18 protein-coding genes and 2 pseudogenes are annotated in these 21,240 nt (G+C 38.7%); 9 read left to right on the top strand and 11 right to left on the bottom strand.

Translation table 11 applies throughout. The features are described from left to right. The first annotated feature begins 25 nt into the window (after positions 1 to 25). On the top strand, positions 26 to 619 hold the full coding sequence (locus ATS74_RS11085; RefSeq protein WP_058548958.1) for a DUF2238 domain-containing protein: 594 nt from the start codon (positions 26 to 28) through the stop codon (positions 617 to 619). Between the two features lie 53 nt (positions 620 to 672). Then, positions 673 to 1,116, top strand: coding sequence for a GNAT family N-acetyltransferase (locus ATS74_RS11090; RefSeq protein ID WP_058548959.1), 444 nt, complete (start codon positions 673 to 675; stop codon positions 1,114 to 1,116). Between the two features lie 108 nt (positions 1,117 to 1,224). On the opposite strand, the gene ATS74_RS11095 is transcribed toward ATS74_RS11090, so the two are convergent. The 3 genes and pseudogenes from ATS74_RS11095 to ATS74_RS11100 form a co-directional block, all read right to left on the bottom strand. Next, positions 1,225 to 1,563: a hypothetical protein gene (locus ATS74_RS11095; RefSeq protein ID WP_058548960.1), complete on the bottom strand. Its 339-nt coding sequence runs from the start codon at positions 1,561 to 1,563 to the stop codon at positions 1,225 to 1,227. A 43-nt stretch (positions 1,564 to 1,606) separates the two neighbouring features. Then, positions 1,607 to 1,750, bottom strand: a complete 144-nt coding sequence (locus ATS74_RS20235; RefSeq protein ID WP_232007048.1) for a DUF3465 domain-containing protein — start codon at positions 1,748 to 1,750, stop codon at positions 1,607 to 1,609. A gap of 126 nt (positions 1,751 to 1,876) precedes the next feature. Further along, positions 1,877 to 2,020, bottom strand: a pseudogene (locus ATS74_RS11100) (transposase); the annotation flags it as partial. 297 nt (positions 2,021 to 2,317) lie between these two features. Here ATS74_RS11100 and ATS74_RS11105 point away from each other — a divergent pair. Beyond that, positions 2,318 to 3,269 (top strand): annotated as a pseudogene (locus tag ATS74_RS11105) (IS110 family transposase). A 28-nt stretch (positions 3,270 to 3,297) separates the two neighbouring features. Here ATS74_RS11105 and ATS74_RS11110 read toward each other — a convergent pair. The 3 genes from ATS74_RS11110 to ATS74_RS11120 all read right to left on the bottom strand — a co-directional run bounded on the left by ATS74_RS11110 (position 3,298) and on the right by ATS74_RS11120 (position 5,979). Beyond that, positions 3,298 to 3,834 carry a DUF7010 family protein gene (locus tag ATS74_RS11110; protein WP_058549166.1) on the bottom strand — a complete coding sequence of 179 codons (537 nt, stop codon included), beginning with the start codon at positions 3,832 to 3,834 and terminating at the stop codon, positions 3,298 to 3,300. Between the two features lie 637 nt (positions 3,835 to 4,471). Next, a complete protein-coding gene (locus ATS74_RS11115; RefSeq protein WP_058548961.1) occupies positions 4,472 to 4,651 on the bottom strand; it encodes a DUF6435 family protein in 180 nt (59 codons plus the stop codon). A gap of 152 nt (positions 4,652 to 4,803) precedes the next feature. Further along, positions 4,804 to 5,979 carry a PQQ-dependent sugar dehydrogenase gene (locus ATS74_RS11120; protein ID WP_058548962.1) on the bottom strand — a complete coding sequence of 392 codons (1,176 nt, stop codon included), beginning with the start codon at positions 5,977 to 5,979 and terminating at the stop codon, positions 4,804 to 4,806. A gap of 269 nt (positions 5,980 to 6,248) precedes the next feature. Here ATS74_RS11120 and ATS74_RS11125 point away from each other — a divergent pair, with 269 nt between their 5' ends. The 3 genes from ATS74_RS11125 (at position 6,249) to ATS74_RS11135 (ending at position 9,535) form a co-directional block, all read left to right on the top strand. Beyond that, a complete protein-coding gene (locus ATS74_RS11125) occupies positions 6,249 to 7,292 on the top strand; it encodes a flavin reductase family protein (RefSeq protein WP_058549167.1) in 1,044 nt (347 codons plus the stop codon). Next, positions 7,289 to 8,341 (top strand): fatty acid desaturase family protein, encoded by a 1,053-nt coding sequence (locus ATS74_RS11130; protein WP_058548963.1) that lies wholly within the window; start codon positions 7,289 to 7,291, stop codon positions 8,339 to 8,341. Before ATS74_RS11125 ends, ATS74_RS11130 begins: the two co-directional genes overlap by 4 nt. A 192-nt stretch (positions 8,342 to 8,533) precedes the next feature. After that, positions 8,534 to 9,535: a branched-chain amino acid aminotransferase gene (locus ATS74_RS11135; protein WP_268801296.1), complete on the top strand. Its 1,002-nt coding sequence runs from the start codon at positions 8,534 to 8,536 to the stop codon at positions 9,533 to 9,535. 80 nt (positions 9,536 to 9,615) lie between these two features. Here ATS74_RS11135 and ATS74_RS11140 read toward each other — a convergent pair whose 3' ends face one another. Next, positions 9,616 to 12,183 (bottom strand): TonB-dependent receptor plug domain-containing protein, encoded by a 2,568-nt coding sequence (locus ATS74_RS11140; protein ID WP_058548965.1) that lies wholly within the window; start codon positions 12,181 to 12,183, stop codon positions 9,616 to 9,618. 532 nt (positions 12,184 to 12,715) lie between these two features. Further along, entirely contained in the window at positions 12,716 to 13,027 is a 312-nt protein-coding gene (locus tag ATS74_RS11145) for a DUF962 domain-containing protein (protein ID WP_058548966.1), read from the bottom strand. A gap of 159 nt (positions 13,028 to 13,186) precedes the next feature. Between ATS74_RS11145 and ATS74_RS11150 the strand changes: the two genes are divergently transcribed. After that, on the top strand, positions 13,187 to 15,343 hold the full coding sequence (locus ATS74_RS11150; RefSeq protein ID WP_058548967.1) for a prolyl oligopeptidase family serine peptidase: 2,157 nt from the start codon (positions 13,187 to 13,189) through the stop codon (positions 15,341 to 15,343). Between the two features lie 115 nt (positions 15,344 to 15,458). On the opposite strand, the gene ATS74_RS11155 is transcribed toward ATS74_RS11150, so the two are convergent. Further along, complete coding sequence (locus ATS74_RS11155) at positions 15,459 to 16,751, bottom strand: anti-phage deoxyguanosine triphosphatase (protein WP_058548968.1); 1,293 nt, start codon at positions 16,749 to 16,751, stop codon at positions 15,459 to 15,461. A gap of 487 nt (positions 16,752 to 17,238) precedes the next feature. Between ATS74_RS11155 and ATS74_RS11160 the strand changes: the two genes are divergently transcribed. Both ATS74_RS11160 and ATS74_RS11165 read left to right on the top strand, forming a co-directional pair. Next, positions 17,239 to 18,045 carry a glucosaminidase domain-containing protein gene (locus tag ATS74_RS11160; RefSeq protein WP_058548969.1) on the top strand — a complete coding sequence of 269 codons (807 nt, stop codon included), beginning with the start codon at positions 17,239 to 17,241 and terminating at the stop codon, positions 18,043 to 18,045. Continuing rightward, positions 18,038 to 18,706 carry a DUF2987 domain-containing protein gene (locus tag ATS74_RS11165; protein WP_058548970.1) on the top strand — a complete coding sequence of 223 codons (669 nt, stop codon included), beginning with the start codon at positions 18,038 to 18,040 and terminating at the stop codon, positions 18,704 to 18,706. Before ATS74_RS11160 ends, ATS74_RS11165 begins: the two co-directional genes overlap by 8 nt. Positions 18,707 to 18,753: 47 nt before the next feature. Here ATS74_RS11165 and ATS74_RS11170 read toward each other — a convergent pair whose 3' ends face one another. Beyond that, the gene (locus tag ATS74_RS11170; protein WP_058548971.1) at positions 18,754 to 19,758 is read right to left on the bottom strand and encodes a LacI family DNA-binding transcriptional regulator; all 1,005 of its coding nucleotides are present in this window, start codon (positions 19,756 to 19,758) and stop codon (positions 18,754 to 18,756) included. Between the two features lie 130 nt (positions 19,759 to 19,888). Next, positions 19,889 to 21,214 carry a glycoside-pentoside-hexuronide (GPH):cation symporter gene (locus tag ATS74_RS11175; RefSeq protein WP_058549168.1) on the bottom strand — a complete coding sequence of 442 codons (1,326 nt, stop codon included), beginning with the start codon at positions 21,212 to 21,214 and terminating at the stop codon, positions 19,889 to 19,891. Positions 21,215 to 21,240: the final 26 nt, after the last annotated feature.

Consider the following 21,240-nt stretch of genomic DNA (forward strand, 5'->3'; position numbering starts at 1 on the left):
TGATCAGTTTAGACAAGGATTCTAAATGAAGTATGTATGGCTTGGGCTGTTTTTTATTGTATTAATTTGGTCCGGAATTAACCCGAAAGATCAGTTTACTTGGCTGCTAGAAGTTATCCCCGCAATCATAGGTTTAGTGCTTATGGCAAGCAGCTATAAGCATTTTAAACTCACCCCCATTTTATACACCTTTATTTTAGCGCATTGCATTGTGCTGATGATTGGCGGGCATTACACCTACGCCGAAGTCCCTTTTTTCGATAACCTATTTGGCAGTGATCGCAACAACTACGACAAAGTAGGACACTTTTTTCAAGGGTTTGTACCTGCATTATTAGCGCGTGAAATATTACTACGTAAAAACGTAGTAAATGGTAAAGGCTGGTTAATCACTTTTGTTATTTCGATATGTTTAGCATTTAGCGCGTTTTACGAACTATTAGAGTGGTGGGTTGCAGTATTAAGCGGCGAAAACGCAGAAGCATTTTTAGGCACGCAAGGTTACGTGTGGGATACCCAATCAGATATGGGACTTGCGTTATTTGGGGCTATTTGTTCATTGTTAGTGCTTTCAAAAGTACACGACGAACAGCTAAAAAACGTTAAAGATTATTTATAGGAACATTCTATAGAAATGTTTATAAAAACATTGTTAAAAAAGACTATTAACTTATGACTGCAAACGCTAGTGATTACTCAATTAGCACAGACAAAAGCAAACTTAACTTTAACGTTATTTATAACTTTATTGCAAATAGCTATTGGGCCAAAGGCATTCCTAAAAGCGTGATGCAATCAGCTATTGATAACTCAATGTGCTTTGGTGTTTACAGCGCTCATAACGAACAAGTTGGCTTTGCCCGAGTAGTGACCGATAAAGCAACCTTTGCCTATTTGGCTGATGTATTTATTACCCCAGATTTGCAAGGTAATGGTCTGAGCAAGTTACTCATAAAAACGATTGTAGAACACCCTGAGCTGCAAGGGCTCAGGCGCTTTTTATTAGCGACTTCTGATGCGCATAGTCTGTACGCGCAATATGGGTTTAAGCCAATAGACAACCCCGCACTGCTAATGCAAATAAATCCTGCCAATGTGTATGGTGATAGTAAGTAGAGAGTACTTTCTAAAGTGGGGTTATTATTTTTATGATTCACTATATAGCTAATTAGTAAGCTGTTTTTTGATGTTATAAACTTTTTGGCGGTAGATATTAATACTCTTTTAAATACGATGTTTTTTCTTCATTGATAGAGCATAAGAAAGTACAAATAGAGCCACCCACCAAGCAGCAAATACCCACAATCCAGGCTTAAGTTCACACCATTCTTTAATGTTAATAACACCATATATAAACAAACCTAGAGAGATGAGTGGTAAAATAAATAAGGAGTAAAAAAGATATTTAATAAAGTTTGATAGAAGTTTTTGATACAGTTTATGCTCATTATCAGAGCGAAACTCGATCATTAAAAAAATACATTGTGAAGATATAAGCAAAAGTATTACTTGTAATAAACACCAGCCTAAAGCCGCCAAAATTGCGATCCATTGCATTGTCATTTTCGTTTTCCTTACCTTTTTACTTTAACAGATTGCTATAAAGCTATTGGTATATTTTACCTTTGTGTTTTAACCAACCACCAACATGATATCCGTTGGGATCTTTATGAGTCCAGTGTACTACGGCCACTTTTTTATTCCACTCATACTCTCTATAAAATTGAACATTATCACTTTTCGAAATCAAATTAATTTTTGGGGCTAGGTCAATGTTATGTGCGATTAAAATAGTAATGCTGAACTTAATTTAAGAATAAACTTTTGATGACGCCAGCCTTTATTATCGACGTTTAATATAGGAATCTTTTCGTCAACGACTGAGCATTAACGGATGAATATCAAGCGTCTTAGCAACCTCCTTTATCAAGACATCGTCTCGTAAGCTTAGTTCGACTGCTTTGATTTTGAAATTAACTGGGTAAAACCGTGTCTTTCTAGCTTGAGTATATCTAGGCATTTTAGTCTCCTCATAGTGATGAGGAGGTGTCCACTAAAACGGGTGAGGAGCACAGTCCTTTTGAGTGACTTGTATGGATAATAACTCCATAAATTAATTATTATTCTAACCTAGTTCGGGTAATGTGAGGCCCAAGCTTTGGCTGCAACCAAAGCCTTTTATACAGTAGTTCGATTGAGCGTAGGCTCCTCTATTGAGAGACCGGTAACAAGTTAAAACGCTGTATAAACTCCAAGCATTAAACTCGGATAGTCAACGGGGCCTCGAGCCCGAATAGCAAGGCAGAGTCAGCTTATTATGAATACAAAAAATAATCAAAATGAAATTAACGTCGGTGTCGATACAGGTAAAACACAACTCGATATTTATATCAGGCCTTTAGACATTTATTTTACTGTAGAAAACAATCAAAGTGGCATTAAACACGCCATTCAAATCTTAAAAAAACACCCAGTAACACGCGTTACTATTGAGACAACTGGACGTCTTGAACAGCCTTTTATTATAGCCTGCGCTGAGGCGAATATTCCCTTCGTTATTGCTAATCCCGTGAACATAAACGCTTCGCAGGCGCTATCGGCCAAAAAGCAAAAACGGATAAACTTGATGCACAACTTATTGCTCACTTTGGTGAAGCGATTAAACCGCCTTTATCATCTTTAAAGCCAGAGCAAATGCGCTTGATGAGTGATTTACTCTCGAGAAGACGCCAGTTAATGGATATGCAAACGATGGAGAAAAATCGTTCTCAAATAATGCCAAAAACACTATCGTCACTCATAAAACCTATCTTAACTGCACTGAAAAACCAAATAGATAAAGTCGATTTAAAACTTCAAAAACTGATTGAGGAATGTGACGAATACAAAGCAAAAAATGCCATTATCCAAAGTGTGCCTGGTGTTGGCAATGTGGTCGCATTTAACTTGCTTAGTGATATGCCTGAGTTAGGTTATGTGAACAACAAAGAGGCAGCTTCTTTAGTGGGTGTAGCCCCATTTAATCGTGAAAGTGGTGTGTATCAAGGTAAGCGAATGATACGTGGCGGCCGACCTAAAATTAGAACTGCCATGTATATGGCAATGATGTCAGCCATTCAGTGCAACTCTAAATTTAAAGACCTTTATCAACGGATGGTCAAAGCAGGAAAGCCTAAAAAGTAGCTATAATTGCGTGCATACGAAAGCTGGTAGTAATCATAAATTCAATGGTGCGAGATGGTGTCATGTGGGATCCTAAATTGGTTTAAAATTAGGAATTGACACCATAGTCACTTGTTATGTGCTGTGTACGTTTCTAGTTAACATTTGATAAATACTTATTAAATAGGTTAAAACAATAACACAAGAAATAGCAAAAAGACCGTCATTAGGAAACAAGTACCAAGCTACTACGATTAAAATACTTCTCAATACCGCATGAATTATTCCTACAGGATGATTAATTATCCATGAATAAACTACCCAATGAAGTCCTAGCCCAACCCCTAAACTTAAAGGAACAAATTCAGGGGCGTTTAAAAGCAATGGAATGTGAACAGCCCATAGAAGATTAACCATTAAGATGCACAGTCCCATCAACTTAGCTAAAGGGTTTGATGATGAAACTAAATTTTCCTTCCTAACTTTAGCAATTATTAAAGCTATTGGAAAAATTCCACCTGTAGCAAAAAGTAAAATATATACAGAGATATTTTCATTAAATTGCGTACTTAAAAGGGCAACTAACCCCCAAACAATTGTTCCTGCTATTGGCATTGAAACAGATCTGTTTGAAGATTTTTCAAATTCGTTTCTGTAATCATCTAATGTCAAAATATTCATTTCCTTGAATTGAAGCATGCTCATCATTATTTAAGCACATAACAACTTTATCAAAGGACACTTTCCTCTTTTTATGAGTAAAGTATATCCCCTTAATGATTTTTGATATTAATAACAAATCCTGTAACACATTGCGAGCGTTAAACTTTAAGTCGGGGTGTTCTTTTCATAACAGGCAGAAAAGAGGTAAGCATCCTCATTTTTTGACTTAGGATGAAAAATGCGGTCGCTTTAGTAAATGTAGCAACTAAATTTTTAAAAATGAAAAACCAAAACACTTTTTAAAATCATTGAATATTCATTAAAAACGGTGGCGATAAGGTAAGTAACGGCCTCAAGTACACTTTTTTTGTATAAGCTTATTATAAAAGGTGATTTTTGGCTGGTGGAGGCAATAAAACAAAGAGGTGATGAATTATTTACTAAACGCGTCTTCCTTCATTTTAAACAGGGCAAACACGATGTTTATACCAATCGACTTAAATATTTAGCCTTTCTAACGTGCTAAATAAAGCGTTAACGGCGTTATAAATTTTTCATGTAGAACAACTGCATGTCGAAATTTATGCCTTGTTATCACTTTATTTATCCGTCGCTATAAATGACTAATAACTTAACACGATTGGTATCATTTGGATTTTTTAGCCTCTAGAGTTTCTATTTCACTCCAGATTTTTTCGGCTTCTGCGCTTAACATGGCGTAACTTTTAATATCGCCTTTGCGCTGTGCCTGCATACCTTGCTCTAATTTTGCGTCGTACTCTTTACGCAACTTTTTTGTTGGATCTGATTTGAATATTGAAAACATGGTGACTCTCTTAAATTTACAGTAATTATAGCTTTATCGTACGCTACAAAGAGATAAATAGTTCTTTTAGTGACAAGGCGTTTACCTTATTAAATAAGGCAAACGCTGTATTCATTATACTTTGATGTTTAAGAGGCTTATGTTTAAGGGGTCTACGTTTGCGGCTCTAGGCGTTTAATACCTTGACCATCTATGCCTAAATAAATATACCCATCAGCGCCTTGCGCTAAACTGCGAACTCTGCCTATTCCATCAAGTATTTTATGTTGCTTAACAACCTTACTCTTTGAGAGTTCTAGTGCGCTAATAAAAGAAAACTTCATAGATGCGAGTAATAGCTTACCTTTCAGCTTTGGGTATTTATCACTCGTTACATACAACATATCGGAGGGAGCAATAGAAGGAGTCCAATGTAATACGGGGGATTGCATGCCGTCTTTTTCTTTAAGGTCTGTAAACTTGGTGCCGCTGTAATTAACGCCATAACTTACAACAGGCCATCCGTAGTTAGCGCCTTTTTTTATTATATTAAGCTCATCGCCGCCACGAGGGCCGTGTTCGTGAGACCATAAAATATTATTTTGTTTATCAAACCACATGCCTTGTGGGTTACGGTGCCCGTAGGACCAAACTGCATGTTTTGCATCTTTTTGTTTAACAAACGGATTATCTTTAGGAATACGACCATCTTCGTGTAAGCGATAAATTTTACCGCCATCACGGGTTAGATCTTGTGGGTTTATAGTGCGCGAGCCGCGATCGCCAATTGAAAAATATACATAACCTTCATCATCAAACACAATACGGCTGCCATAGTGTTGGCCTTTAGTACTGTTGTGTTCGCCTTTGTATAGCAATTGCTGATCAGATAACTGGGTATGATCATCATTTAGCTTAGCGCGCATAAGGTCGGTGTTACTTCCACTTCGAGTGCCCTCACTGCTTGAGTAACTAAAGTACAGCCATTGATTTTGCTTACTGTCGGTGTGCAGTGATAAATCAAGCAATCCACCTTGGCCATTTGCATCTATTTTAGGTAGCCCAGACACTTTAGTTAATGTAGTGGTATTTTTAGGCAATAAAAATAATGTACCACTGCGTTCAGATATTAATAAGTCACCATTTGCTAAAGGTTCAATAGCCCAAGGTATAACCACACCTTCTGCCGCTGTTACTGCGTTAACGCTAAGCGCTAAACCATCGAGCTGTTTGTAGTTTTTTATATAGTCATTATTAGCATTAACTGGTGTAGACATACCAAGCATTGCAACAGTTAAGCCCGCAATTATTAGTTTAGGGAGTGTGTTATGTGGTACTGAGTTGATCATAATGGCTTCCAAAATTAATCCAATCTTACATAACCTTAGCATGGCATAAATAATTTTGTTAAGCGTTGAGTTGAATGAAAAATGCACATTTATTTTTTAATAAAATGTCTTTTAACCACAAATCTGTTTTATCAATTAACGCTAAGTAAAGTTGAATATTTACTCTAATACGGTTGAAAATTATTTTTTTGGGCGTACACTTGTGCGCTGAAGTTTGAGCGTACACGTGTACGGTCAAAGTAATTTAGTTTAAGTAGAGATTTACCATGATGATGACTCAGGTATTAAACCAATTTTCTAAATGGTTTTTACACCATCAAAGTTTTGCAGGTTACATAGAGCCAATTATGCAAACTTTTAAACCAGCATGGCGCGCTAATTTATTCAGGGCGCAGATTGCTGAAATAAATGAATTAAATGGCAGTTTTTTAAGTGTATTACTTAAACCAAGTAAACATTGGCAGGCGCATACGGCTGGGCAACATATTAGTTTAACCATAGAAATTAATGGCCGGTTACTCACGCGGGTATTTACGCTTGCCTCAAGCCCCGAGCAATTTAAAACAACGGGGTTGGTGCGTTTATTAATTAAAACTAATGAGCAAGGGCGTTTTACACGCCTTTTAAGCGGTGCTTTACGAGTGGGTGAGTGGTGCAATATTTCGGCGCCAAGTGGTGAGTTTGTTTATAAAAACACGCAAAAAGCTGCGACTTTTATTGCAGGTGGCTCAGGTATTACTCCAATGTTTGCCATGCTTAGTGAGCATTTAAATACTACGTCGCAAAAAGTGTCGTTAATATATTTTGCTAAAGCCACAGAGCATCAATGTGTTGATGAGCTAAGTAAACTAGCTGGGGATTTTTCGCACTTTTCTTTTTTACTGTTAACGCGTGAACAGTCGGGTGATATTACTCGCAACATTAATGTTTGGGAAAACCCAGATATATACTGCTGTGGGCCAGCGGGCTTTATGCAAACGGTGAGTGATTTTGCTATAAAGCACGATTTAAATTATTACCAAGAGGCATTTGGTTTAGCACTGCCAACGTTAAACGACGACAGCCAATTTAATGTGCAGGTTAATAGCAGCGCCTATGTAGTAAGCGCCAATAATGCCTTATTGCCTCAGTTTGAAGCAAAACAATTACCGGTTAAACGTGGCTGCGGTATTGGTATTTGCCATCAATGCCAATGTATTAAAAAATCAGGCGTGGTGCGCAATTTAAAAACAGGTGAACTGAGTGACAGCGGCGAGCAATTAATTCAACTTTGTGTAAGCCAACCTGTTAGCGACTTGGAGTTACAATTATGAAAAATATAAACTTTGATCAGCTTGCAAGCGATTTAGATACCATAAAAATGGATACGCTTGGCAAAGTAGGGCAACAAGATGCTGATTACATTCGCGCTGTTGTACGCAAACAGCGAGTGTGTGAATGGAGCGGGCGAATTTTGCTTATGCTTGGTTTTATTCAGCCATTACTGTGGGTTGCTGGTGTACTGTTATTAGCGCTTGCTAAAATTTTAGACAATATGGAAATTGGCCATAACGTTATGCACGGCCAATACGATTGGATGAACGACAAACAGCTTAACTCACAACATTTTGAGTGGGACATAGCGTGTGATGGGCAAAGCTGGCACCGCGTACATAACTTTGAGCATCATACGTATACTAATATTATTGGTAAAGACAGAGACTTTGGTTATGGGTTATTACGCTTAAGTGATGACTTTAAATGGCGCTTTAAAAATGTATGGCAGTTTTTTACGTATATTAATTTAAGTGTGCTCTTTCAGTGGGGGGTGTCGTATCACGAGCTGGCAGCTGAACGCGTGTTTATTGGTAAAAAGAAGGAAAACCGTGAAGGGGGTGTATCGCACGCTACTTTAAAACAACGTTTTTTTAGCAAGGGCGCTCGCCAGTTAATTAAAGATTATACGATCTTCCCATTACTTGCAGGGCCTTTATTTTTATGGGTGTTAGCGGGTAATTTAGTGGCAAACTTAATTCGTAATTTATGGACATCAACCATAATATTTTGTGGGCACTTTACCGAAGAGACTGAAACCTTTAAAGAAGAAGACTGCGTAAACGAAACCCAAGGGCAGTGGTATTATCGCCAAGTATTGGGCTCGTCTAATATTAAAGGGCCGCATTGGTTTCATGTTTTAACTGGGCATTTGAGCTGTCAAATTGAGCATCATTTATTTCCTGATATGCCATCGTCACGCTATCAAGAAGTGGCACCACAAGTACAAGCTGTTATGCAAAAGCACGGTATTGATTATCATACAGGTGGCTTTTTTAAACAGTACAGCTCGGTATTAAAACGTATTATTAGATACTCGTTCAAATAAATAATACGCTCTTAAAAAGCCGATTAATAAGCATATATTAATCGGCTTTTTTGTATGCGCTTCGCAATGTGTTTAATTTATAAACAGTACTTGCAAAAAATTCTTTTGGTTAATTAAAAAAGCCTTACTTTAGCTATGGTTAAATGATGTGTGAATGTCATACAATGGAGAAAAATAGACCACACAAGAGAGATTAAAATGGCCGCATTTGGTACCGTGTTTATGCCGCAGATGATTCAAGCTCGTTTTTCTGATAATGAATGGAGCGAAAGCTCAATTGTCCCTTCCGATAAACTTGAACTTCATGCTGGTGCGCACGTTCTTCATTATTCAAGCACATGCTTTGAGGGCTTAAAGGCCTTTCGTCGTGAAGATGGTTCTGTTTATATTTTTAGAATGGATGCAAATATTGCCCGTATGCAGCAAAGCTCTGCTTTGTTGAGTTTACCTAGTTTTGATGGCGATATGTTAAAAAACATGATTTTAGAAATAGTGCGCGAATACGCAGACGAAACGCCATTACCACCAGGCTCTATGTATATTCGCCCAACCCACATAGGCACTGAGGCTGCAATTGGTAAAGCGGCAGCACCGTCTATGAGCTCACTTTTATATACATTATTATCGCCTGTGGGCGATTATTTTGCAGGCGGTGCTACCGCACTACGTGTATTACTTGAAGAAGACGGCATGCGCTGTGCGCCGCATATGGGTATGGTTAAAAGCGGTGGTAACTACGCCAGTGCACTTGCACCTATTAGTGCTGCACGTGAAAAGTATCAAGCAGATCAAATTTTATTTTGCCCAGGTGGCGACGTACAAGAAACTGGCGCAGCTAACTTTATTTTAATTGATGGCAACGAAATTATTACTAAAGCGCTTGATAGCACGTTTTTACATGGTGTAACGCGTAATAGTATTTTAACCATAGCCAAAGATTTAGGTATGACTGTAAGTGAGCGTAACTTTAGTGTTACTGAGCTACTAGAGCGCGCAGCTAAACCAGGTACAGAGGCTGCACTTTCGGGCACAGCTGCGGTACTTACTGCTGTGGGTACGTTTATTCATAATGATAAAGAATACAAAGTAGGCACTGGCGAGCCAGGCCCAACTACAGCACGCTTACGCCAAGCATTGAACGATATTCAATGGGGCAGAAGCGAAGATAAGCACGGTTGGTTAACTAAAATCTAATTGATTTTATAAGCTTACATTAAAAAGCCACCGATTAGGTGGCTTTTGTATTTTTAAGTATTTTAAATAGTTTGGTACAGTTAAAACTTCATTTCTATTTTGCCGTATACGTAGCGTCCGTTAAATCCATACGGTGAGAAGCTAGAGTAAGCAAATAAGCGCGAGAAGGTTGTTAGCTCTTCAACGTTTTCTCGTGTTGCATCTGGGTATACATCAAAAATGTTATTTGCACCTACGCTCAACGATACGTTATTGGTAAGCGCGTAACCGATGTCTAAGTCGGTGATCCATTTTGGTTTTAGCACTTCATTTAGTTCAGCCGTAGATGATGGATCTTGAGTTTCGCCGTAACGGGTTGTTCTAAGCGTGGTACGAATATCATCGTTAGTCCACGTAGCACTTAAATTGTATTTGTTACGGGGTGTACTTACCTCAAAACGACGCAGCTCAGTGCCTGAGAATAAGTTGTCTTGATCGAATCCTGCTCCTTGTAGCTCGGCTGGTGGGTCGATAATATTTGTTACTTCGTTTTTGCCGTAGTTGTAGCCTAAGTTAAAGGCAATATCGCCATAGCCATCGGTTGCTACATTGTACGAAGCAACTACATCAACACCACGTGTTTTACTATCAATCGCATTTAAGAAAAAACGACCCTGTGTTGCGCCAGTGCCTGCTAATAGCTCTTCAATTGCATCGCCCGACAAGTTGTTAGATAAAACGATACGGTCATCAATTAATATTTGATAGTAATCAACCGATAAGCTGAAGTTAAAGTCGGTAGACCACGTAAAGCCGACACCGTAGTTAGTGGCTTCTTCTGCATCAAGACCTGGTGAGCCAAGGGCTTTTGCTACATCGCTACTTGGTGCAAAGGTACCTGTTTCGGTTGGCTCGCCATCAACAAATACTGTTGCAACAGATGTAAAGTATTGCTGTTGTAAAGAGGGCGCTCTAAAACCTGTTGATGCCGATGCACGAATGGCTAAATCTTCAGTGAGCGAATAACGCGTTGCAATTTTACCATTGAGCGTATCGCCAAAATCAGAGTAATCTTCGTAACGCGCTGCAACAGCTATGTTCCAATCATCTGTAAGGTAGGTTTCTAAATCGATGTAAAAGCTAACATTGTGGCGGCTGTTGTCACCTTCAGACTCTGGGGTAAAGCCTGGAAATACTTGCGAGCCTGCAGCACCAAACGGGCCATCTTCACCAGTAACCTCGCCACCTGGGCCAAATGTCCCTTGAGCGTATGATGCTTCTTCACCGGCTTCAATTTCGTAACCTTCTGTACGATACTCTGCGCCAAAAGCAACACTTACCGAGCTGTCTAAAAAGCTTACATCTACTTCGCGATTAAAATCTACGTTTAAAGTAAGCTGATCGTAAGTCAGGGTGCCGGCATCAAAGCTTGTTTGGCTAGTAGGGCCGTATGATGTATTTAAGCTATTTATAACACCAAACTCAAATGCATCTTGACCATAGACTGCCGATACATCGTAATTCCATTCGCTTAAAAACCCTTTAACGCCAAGCGCTAATGAAAAGTCGTTTATATCTGACGTGATCACCGGTAAAAAGCCGTCAGGGTAAATTTCTTCTATATTACGGCTGTCGCTTGCACGGCGATAAAACCCGCCGCCTTCACCTTCACGTTTAGAGTAAGAACCAAATGAATAGAGCTCAGCATCGTTAGTGAGTTGTAGAGCTGAGTTATAAAAAACAGAGAAATCTTCTACATCACCATTACCAAAGTTATGGTTGTAACGATTTACGGTGAGTTCACGAGGGTCGAGTGAGCCATCATCTAAGCGATCGTAGTTTTCGCGTTGATCGTAGTCTGAACGGTTTGTAGAGTGGCGGTCGCGGTATTCAGTTGAGATGTTTAAAAAGCCATTTTCACCCAGTTCAAAACCCATATTGCCTTGAAGTGTTAATGTTTGACCGTCGGTTAATGAGCGATCGCCGCCTTCAGTAAATGCTAAATTACCATCGCTACCCTCAGATACAGATTCAAGCTGGGGAACGCCGTCCATTTCGGTTACATTTGCGCCATAAATTGCAGCTACAGAACCGCCGCTACTTGCACTTTTAAGTACAATATTAATAACACCCGCTATTGCATCAGAGCCATATTGCGCAGCTGCACCATCGCGCAATACTTCAATGCGCTCAATAGCGTTTGCTGGTATTGCATTTAAATCTACTGACGAAGAGCCACGACCTGTTGAGCCATTTAAGTTAAGTAATGCATTACTGTGACGGCGCTTACCATTAACAAGTACTAGAGTGTGATCGGGTGCTAAACCACGAAGCTGTGCAGGGCGTACATGGTCACTACCATCAGTAAGAGATGCCTGCGGAAAGTTAAAGCTTGGTAATAAGTTACTTAATAATGCGTTTGTTTCGGTAAGGCCTGAGCTTTTAAGTGCATCGGCGCCAATAACATCAATAGGCACAGCGCTGTCTTCTACTGTGCGGCCTAATCGGCGAGAGCCAATAACGCTTATTTGTTCTATGTCTTTTTGTGCTTGTGGCTCTTGCTCTGCAGCATTAATTGAAAAACTACCCAGTAAGGCTGCTGATACGCTTAACGCCAGCAGTTTTTGTGGTGCAGTTTGTTGTAATTTAAATAATGGTCTTTTATTCATGTTGTTTTTCCCTCAAACCCATTGAATTATTTTGTTGTTGTATAAGTAAACCCTTTGGGCTTACTTAGGCTTTTATATAAGCCTGTTTTTAACAAATTGCTTTGTTACTTAGAACATATACGGCATTAACAAACTGAGTCAATTGAATAACATTCAATTAAACTGAATGTTTTTATAATTACATTTTACTAATTTTTATATTCAAAGTGATTTTAGTTATATAAAAATAGAGATGTGTAAGTTACTGATGAGTAATAAGTTATTTTTACAATGGCAGGTTAACGTTTAATTAACTGGTAAGATGAGGTGGTAATTTAAAGTGATTGTTTGTAAAGGTCTATTTTTATTGGCTTGGCAATTAATTAAGATCTAATTATAAATAAATTTAAAACATAAAAATAAAAAATGGCTTTTAAATGTTAATTAAATTAACATTTAAAAGCCGTTTGAAAAATAAGTACGTTGTAATAAACGCCTATACTTTAAATATAGAAGAAACTGCCTTTTTATAAAAAATTGATATAAAAATAAGTTAAAATTTTATTTTGCCAGTTAGCATATCTTTAAACATTACCCAATCTCCCCACAAACTATAAAAAGGATATTTAAAAGTTGCGGGGCGGTTTTTTTCAAAAAAGAAGTGCCCAATCCAAGCAAACCCGTAGCCAATAACAGGCAATAACCATAATAGGCTATATTGCTGTTTTAATAGTGCAATTACGATAACTGCAAGTACAAGTACGCTGCCCACAAAGTGTAAACGGCGGCAGGTAACATTTCGATGTTCTTTTAAATAATAAGGGTAAAATGCTTTAAAGCTCTTAAACGTGTGTTCGTTTTCCATAATGTAGTCTTTTATTGTTATTAATTATAAATACCATTAAAGCTTAAGTTTACATTTGTTTACAGCAATAAATGTTACATAGCGCATCTGAATAGACAGAAGAGCTAAAAGTTAATAGCTTAAGGCTATTATTTATAACAAAGAAGAACGGAACTCCTAATGTTTAAACATACTCTAGCATGTGCTCTACTTGTAGCACTTAGTGGCTGTTCAGAGCCAACCAATACGGTAACGCAAGAAGAAGTAAAACCACCTATGAAACAAGTTAACGCAGTTATATACCCAGAAACAAAAAAAGGTGACGTAGTAGATACCTATTTTGAAGAAACTATTGCAGACCCTTATCGCTGGCTAGAAGATGATATGAGCGAAGAGACCGCTGATTGGGTTAAAACGCAAAACAATTTAACGTTTTCTTATTTAGAGCAAATACCTTATCGCGATAAGTTAAAGCAGCGCCTTGAAAAACTAATGAACTACGAAAAAATAGGCCCTCCTTTCACTGAAGGCGATTACACCTATTTTTACAAAAACGATGGACTACAAAACCAATATGTTTTGTATCGCAGTAAAAATGGCGGTGAAGTTGAAGTATTTTTAGATCCAAACAAATTTAGTGACGATGGCACGACGTCTATGTCGGGTTTATCGTTTTCAAAAGATGGCTCATTATTAGCGTATCAAATATCTGAAGGCGGTAGTGATTGGCGTAAAATTATTGTTATTGATACTCATACTAAAGAGCAAGTTGAGGAAGCACTTGTTGATGTTAAATTTAGCGGTATTGATTGGCTAGGTAACGAGGGCTTTTATTATTCAAGCTACGATAAACCTAAAGGCAGTGAGCTTTCGGCTAAAACTGATCAGCATAAAGCGTATTATCATAAATTAGGGACAAAGCAATCTACCGACAATGTAGTGTTTGGTGAAACTGATGCGCAAAAACACCGCTATGTTGGCGCTGATGTAACTCATGATGGTCATTACTTAATTATTTCGGCAAGTATGTCTACTTCAGGTAATAAGCTATTTATAAAAGACTTAACAAAAGAAAACAGTGAATTTATAACGGTTGTTGATAATACTGATTCAGATATATCAGTTATTGATAACGAAGGTAGTAAGCTGTTTTTAGTTACTAACTTAAATGCGCCAAACAAAAAAGTAGTGACAGTAGATGCTGCCAATCCAACACCTGATAACTGGGTCGATTTAATTCCAGAGACAAAAAACGTATTAAATCTTACAAAAGGTGGCGATACCTTTTTTGCCAACTATATGGTTGATGCAATTTCGAAGGTAAAACAGTACAACAAAAAAGGTGGGTTGATTCGTGAAATTGCCTTACCGGGTGTAGGCACCGCACGTGGGTTTGGTGGTAAAAAAGATCAAACAACGCTTTATTACTCATTTACTAACTACACAACACCGGGCACAACCTATACATTTGATGTATCAACTGGTGAATCGGGTGTTTATCGTAAGTCGGCTATTGATTTTAATAGCGACGATTACACGTCTGAGCAAGTGTTTTACACATCAAAAGACGGCACAAAAATTCCGATGGTCATTACCTATAAAACAGGCATTAAACTTGATGGTTCAAACCCAACTATTTTATATGGTTACGGTGGTTTTAATATTAGTTTAACACCAAGCTTTAGCCCGATTAATGCTGTGTGGCTTGAGCAAGGTGGCGTGTATGCCGTTGCTAATATTCGTGGTGGCGGTGAATACGGTAAAGACTGGCACAATGCAGGAACAAAACTTCAAAAGCAGAATGTGTTTGATGACTTTATTGCCGCAGCTGAATATTTAAAAGATAAAAAATACACCTCTAAAAAGCGTTTAGCACTTCGTGGTGGCTCTAACGGAGGCTTATTAGTTGGCGCTGTAATGACGCAGCGTCCTGACTTATTTCAAGTGGCTCTACCTGCTGTAGGCGTACTTGATATGCTGCGCTATCATACATTTACCGCGGGTGCTGGCTGGGCATACGACTATGGCACCAGTGAGCAAAGTAAAGAAATGTTTGAATACATAAAAGGGTACTCACCACTTCATAATGTAAAAACAGGTGTTGAATATCCAGCTACGATGATCACCACGGGCGATCATGATGACCGCGTTGTCCCTTCACATTCTTTTAAGTTTGCAGCTGAGCTTCAAGCAAAGCAAACAGGTAGTAATCCAACGCTTATTCGCATAGAAACAAATGCAGGGCATGGCGCAGGTACGCCAACAAGTAAAACGATTGAGCAATACGCTGATATATTTGGCTTTACCCTATATAACATGGGTATTGAGTCTTTATAAAAGCGCTAACTAGCTAAGCAAAAAGGCCGAGTAAATTTAATTTACTCGGCCTTTTTAATATTGATTACGGCTTATTATACCAATTCGCTTAATTAAGTATTATTGCACATAGGCACTACTGTACGGGTGAGAATAAACGCTGATAGGTTTTATAAGCGTATTCGTCGCTCATGCCGCTTAGGTAGTCGCAAATTATTCGCATCCCTTGGTTTTGTTTTTCAGCGTCTATGTAAAGTGCTTGAGTTGTTTCGGGTAATAAACGCAGCGGGTCGCTTGCAAACGCTGTAAATAACTCTATTAGTAAATTTTGACCTTTAAACTCTATCTGCTGCATCTCGGGGTCGCGTATTAAGCGTTGAAATACAAAATGCTTGAGTATTTGTAGTACGTGCTCGTATTGCGCGTCTAACTTTGCGGTGTACTTTAAAATAGGGCATTCAAACGCATCGTTTTGAATATCTAAATGTATATGAATAATAAAGGTATTAACCAGCTCGCCTATCGCATCTTTTCGTTCAAAGTCATGCTTTGAAAATAAACGCTGCGTGAGAGATTCAAGCATAGTGTTTAACCAATCAAAGTTAAGCGCTTTTAAATGAGGCAGAGCATGGGTTTGCCAATCATCTAATGTGAGCACTTGCGTGGCGATTGCATCTTCTAGGTCGTGCACTGCGTAGGCTATATCGTCGGCATGTTCCATTATGGCGCTGTCGAGTGATTTATACGTTGTTTTGGCGCGGTATTTATCTATAGGTGCATTGTTACTTAAAAGCTGCTTATCGCTTTGACTAAGGGGCTCTATGATCCAGTTAAATATAGCGCAATCATCGTTATACAATCCTTTGGCGGGTCGCCAATCATCAGCTTTAATAAATGAGCGTGTGTTATTTACCTCTGGAATGGTGTGCCATAACTCGTTTATAAATGCAGGGTATTTGATAAAGCCCAGTAAAGTACGGCGTGTTAAGTTCATGCCATGACCATTCGAATAGGGCTCAAGCTTTGCAACAATACGTAAGGTTTGCGCGTTGCCTTCAAAACCACCGTGATCTCGCATCATGTAATTAAGGGCTATTTCGCCGCCGTGGCCAAAGGGCGGGTGGCCAATATCGTGCGCTAGGCATAAGGTTTCAAGTAGCCCAGTTGAAGGAAAGTGCTCAAAATCACTGTGTTGAGTTCTTAAATGGCGCAGTATGCCGGTGCCAATTTGCGATACCTCTAAAGAGTGCGTTAAACGTGTACGATAAAAATCGTTAAGGCCAATCCCCATAATTTGAGTTTTAGCTTGTAAGCGCCTAAATGCTGCTGCATGAATAATACGAGAACGATCTACCTGCCAGGGTGAGCGATTATCGTTTGGGCGGTGTTTATATTGCTCTATTATTCGGCTTTGCCATTGTTTATCCATACTGCTTTACTCACAAAACTTTATTAAACACGGTATTAGCTCAGTATACCTTTGCGGTTATAAATTGCGAATGAACAAAGTGCGTTATTCGCCTTTATAAAGTGGCTTAGGTATAATGCGCGTTCGTATGTATGTGTATTACCCATGCATAAGCAGGGCGTGTTGATCTTTGTGGATTAAATTTGTTCAATCTAGGGGCGATTTTATCGCGGCGAGAGATTTGTAACCTAGTGGGCTCGATAACTGCTCCTGCGTTATTCTACTGGCTTACATCCATGTAAGAATAAGTAAAAATTGAGCAACAATGAGTTAATCGCCCTTAGGAAGAACCCTTTGGGCAGCGCATGTTTGGCATTTATGCTGCGTTATCGCCTATTTATGGGGAATAACCACACTACATAGGCTCTGCTTTGCCTAAATGCCAAACACACTGCTGCAAACTTAATCACTAAAGGTCAATACGCCCTAATATTAATAGAGAGAATAGATGTTAAAAACGATTTTTAAGCTTTTACTAACTGGATTTTTTGTTTGGGCACTTGCTTACCCGTTTATACAAAGCGATGACATTGATTTAGACGAGCAAACGTCTGAACAACCAAAAAAAGTTAAGAAAATAGAAAAACCACTTCATAACGTTAAGCTACCAAAATTTTCTGAATTTGCTGATATAAAAGAAAAAAAGCATGCCTTTTTTAGCTTTATTCGACCACATGTAGATGCTGAAAATAAAAAAATATTACAGCAACGTGCAAAATTAGAAATTGCTCGTATGATGCTTGAAAATAACGAACCTCTTTTGAAAAAACAAAACAAAGATGCGGCTCAAATATTGAAGTCGTACGGCTTACCTGAAACGGTTAATACGCTTAATATTACTCAAGCGCTGCGCCGTGTGGATATTATTCCTAAAGAGCTTGCGCTAATGCAAGCTGCGAATGAATCGGCGTGGGGTACTTCACGGTTTGCACGCATAGGCCTTAACTTTTTTGGTCAGTGGTGTTACTCAAAAGGCTGTGGCATGGTACCAAAGCGCAGAAACACAGGGGCTGCACACGAAGTTGCTGCGTTTAAGTCGGTACGTGCAGCTGTTAGCTCATACTTTAAAAATATAAATACTCATAATGCTTACAAAGAGCTGCGCGCTATACGTGCAAACTTACGTTTAGAGCAAAAGCCAATTTTAGCCACGGAGCTAACGCATGGTTTAATGTCGTATTCAGAGCGTGGCGAAGCTTATATAGAAGAGCTAAACACAATGATTAACCAAAATAGAGCTTACTTTGATGAATAAAGGTATTTTAAAAAGCACTAAAGCGATATCACTATTATTGCTAAGTGCTGTAGCACTAAACGTTAGCGCTAAAGAATTTGTTATGTCGTATGATGGATTTTATGATCGATTAGAGGTTGTCAATAAAGGCGATTTTCAATATGCACGAGTCAACTTTTACATTAGCGATATTGCGACCAACGAAGCGTGTGCAATAAAAAGCGGCACAATTTTAACTGAAAACAACGAATACCCGCTTAACTTTACCGATAAAGCTCAATTACTTTTGCCGTTTGATAAACAGCTCGATACCGACAAAGCTGTTATTGTTGTTGAGCCGCAAAACCCAAACCATGATTGCCAACTTAAATTGCAAATTGAGGCAAATGAGCTTGAAGGGCTGACACTTTCAAAGCAGTCTTTATATACCATTAATACCGAATTAGATGAACTGCTAACTGACTTGTCCGGCTTTTTTGTAAGTAAGCTAATGTGGTTTTTACTGCCAGAGCAAAAAGGTGTTGCGGTTACATTTAATGCACCAACACAATTGGCTGACAAAAATATTAAGTGTGAAAAATCAGTTTGTTACTTTGCAGTTGAAGATGACTGGGAAGACGATGCAACCATACTAGGTAATATTAATAATGTAGTTAAAGTAACGCCTTGGATTGCAAAGTAAGTCTTTAACACTCGATACAAAAAAACGGCGCTTTGCGCCGTTTTTTTTTACTTTAATAACGCCTGAGTAGAATCACGGTTAATAAGCGTTGGCTCAAATACCCTATTTATTTCTAAGTTTTTATATTGGTAAATATCTTTAAGCACCATTTTAGCGGCCATCTGACCCATGTTTTCTACAGGGTTATCTATAGTTGTCAAAGTAGGGTACAAGTAGTTTGCAAATATAACGTTATCAAACCCGATCACCGATAAATCATTGGGTAAATTATAACCATGCTCACGAGCATATTTCATTGCCCCAGAGGCCATTTCGTCGTTGGCACAGACTAACGCTGTAAAAGGTATGTTTTTATTAATCAGTTGCTTTAACGCTTGCGTGCCACCGACTTCATTAAAGTCGCCTTCGTAAAAAAGCTCATTATTAAATTCGATATTATGCTCGGTAAGTGCTTTTTTATGGCCCTTTAATCGGTTTCGAGCATCGGCTTTAAATTGCGGACCTGCTATGTAGGCTATTTTTTTGTGGCCTTGCTCAAGTATAGATTTACTCGCTAAATAACCACCGAGTTCGTTATCAAGGCTAATACAATTATCTTTAAGTGGTTTTACATAGCGATTTATTAAGTAAACCGGGGTTTTACCTTGGCTAAGTTCTATAAGGTATTCATCGCTTACGGCTTCAACGTGCAGTATAAGTGCATCGCATTTACGGCTAATTAAAAACTCGATACCGTCTTTTTCTTTATCGTCTTCACTGTGGCCTGTGGTGATAATTACATGTTTTCCGGCGGCTCTAAGCTCAGACTCTATTCCTGCCATCATTTGTGCAAAGAAAGGACCGTGCAGTTCTGAAACTAAAATACCTACGCTATTAGTACGGTTAGAGGCAAGAGACTGTGCAATAGAGTTTGGTTTGTAGCCTAACTGCGCCATGGCATCGAGTACTTTTTTGGTTGTTTTTTCGCTGACGCGGGTGTTTTTGTTCATTACCCGCGAGACAGTGGCTAACGACACACCGGCAAGATCTGATACTTCATAAATAGTGGCCATATTAATTGTTTACTCGCTTATCCTTAACTGCTTCGGGTAAATAATACCGTAGAGTGCATACCCAAACCACCTCAAGATGTAAGTTTCAGTTTTAATAAAAAGAGACTTTCATTGTTGCTCTGGGTATATATTAATTAGTTGTTGTTAGTTTAGTTTGAATGTTTTCAACAACGTGGTTAGTTAGTGTATATTTTTTCATTATGTAAGCCACAAATAATGAGCCAAAAGCCGGAAGTACTGTAAAAGAGAGCAAAATACCGTGCTGAGTATCGATAGTTTGTATTACATCTGCCTGATAGCTGTAAAAAGAAAGCAGCCATCCTGCAATTGCGCCACCAACAGCAACACCCATTTTTATAAAAAATATAACGCCGGAATACACCAAGCCGGTTATTCTAACACCTGTTTTTTCATGCCCGTAATCTATGGTGTCAGCCATTTTTGCCCATAATAAAGGCGTGGCCATATCTAAAAAGAACTTCCATAAAATAAAGGCGGTAAATGCCAGCACTAAAGAGTCTTTACTAATAAAGTAACTAAGCGCACAAATAGCAGCGGCGATTAGTTGTAAGCCAATATAGGCTTTTATTTTACAAAATCGCTTTGCCAGCGGTTGTGCTAATGCGCAGCCAAGCATACTAGCTGCAACGCCTAGGGTCATAAATAGGGTAATTAAATCATCACGGCCTAAATAATATTTTACGTAGTAAACGGCAAGGGTAAGCCTTAACACTTGACCGGTTAGTAAAAAAAAGGCAGCAAGGCACAAAGTACGCCACTGATCGTTTTTAATTAGTGCTTTAACACTTTTTATAAAAGGAATGTTTTGCTCTTTTGGCTGCTGTATTCGCTCTTTTGTGCCCAAAAAGCACAGTAAAAAAAGCACAAGGCCTAAAATACTCATGGCTGTCATGGTGTATTGGTAGCCTTTAGCCGCATCGCCTTGGCCAAAATATTCAACCATTGGCATAGTACAGCCAGCCACAATCACACCGCCTAACATGCCAAACACAAAACGATATGACTGGATAGTAACGCGCTCTTTTGCGTCGCTTGTAAGTACACCGCCTAGGGCGCAATATGGAATATTTATTGCGGTATATGCCACCATAAGTAGCGTATAGGTAGTAAAGGCATAAATTATTTTATCAGTGCCTTTTAAATCGGGAGTGGTAAACGCCAAAATACTAATAATGGCAAATGGCAGGGCAAGCCATAATAAATAGGGACGAAAGTGCCCCCATCGTGTATGCGTTTTGTCGGCTAGGTTGCCCATAACAGGGTCGGTTACAGCATCAAAAATACGCACTGCTAAAAACATAGTGCCTACTACCGCAGGCGAGAGCCCAACTACATCAGTATAGTAGAGCATTAAAAACATCATAACCGTTTGAAAAATAATATTGCTGGCGGTGTCGCCGAGGCCATATGCTATTTTTTCTTTTACACTTACCATGTTTATTTTATCCCGCTTTATTTTTA

This window comes from Pseudoalteromonas sp. H103 (genome assembly GCF_001469205.1).
Classification (GTDB): Bacteria; Pseudomonadota; Gammaproteobacteria; order Enterobacterales; family Alteromonadaceae; genus Pseudoalteromonas; species Pseudoalteromonas carrageenovora.

Coding starts and splice junctions, on each gene's coding strand:
- ATS74_RS11085 (WP_058548958.1), top strand. CDS start 26: ATGAAGTATGTATGGCTTGGGCTGTTTTTTATTGTATTAATTTGGTCC.
- ATS74_RS11090 (WP_058548959.1), top strand. CDS start 673: ATGACTGCAAACGCTAGTGATTACTCAATTAGCACAGACAAAAGCAAA.
- ATS74_RS11095 (WP_058548960.1), bottom strand. CDS start 1,563: ATGACAATGCAATGGATCGCAATTTTGGCGGCTTTAGGCTGGTGTTTA.
- ATS74_RS11115 (WP_058548961.1), bottom strand. CDS start 4,651: ATGTTTTCAATATTCAAATCAGATCCAACAAAAAAGTTGCGTAAAGAG.
- ATS74_RS11120 (WP_058548962.1), bottom strand. CDS start 5,979: ATGATCAACTCAGTACCACATAACACACTCCCTAAACTAATAATTGCG.
- ATS74_RS11125 (WP_058549167.1), top strand. CDS start 6,249: ATGATGACTCAGGTATTAAACCAATTTTCTAAATGGTTTTTACACCAT.
- ATS74_RS11130 (WP_058548963.1), top strand. CDS start 7,289: ATGAAAAATATAAACTTTGATCAGCTTGCAAGCGATTTAGATACCATA.
- ATS74_RS11140 (WP_058548965.1), bottom strand. CDS start 12,183: ATGAATAAAAGACCATTATTTAAATTACAACAAACTGCACCACAAAAA.
- ATS74_RS11145 (WP_058548966.1), bottom strand. CDS start 13,027: ATGGAAAACGAACACACGTTTAAGAGCTTTAAAGCATTTTACCCTTAT.
- ATS74_RS11150 (WP_058548967.1), top strand. CDS start 13,187: ATGTTTAAACATACTCTAGCATGTGCTCTACTTGTAGCACTTAGTGGC.
- ATS74_RS11155 (WP_058548968.1), bottom strand. CDS start 16,751: ATGGATAAACAATGGCAAAGCCGAATAATAGAGCAATATAAACACCGC.
- ATS74_RS11160 (WP_058548969.1), top strand. CDS start 17,239: ATGTTAAAAACGATTTTTAAGCTTTTACTAACTGGATTTTTTGTTTGG.
- ATS74_RS11165 (WP_058548970.1), top strand. CDS start 18,038: ATGAATAAAGGTATTTTAAAAAGCACTAAAGCGATATCACTATTATTG.
- ATS74_RS11170 (WP_058548971.1), bottom strand. CDS start 19,758: ATGGCCACTATTTATGAAGTATCAGATCTTGCCGGTGTGTCGTTAGCC.
- ATS74_RS11175 (WP_058549168.1), bottom strand. CDS start 21,214: ATGGTAAGTGTAAAAGAAAAAATAGCATATGGCCTCGGCGACACCGCC.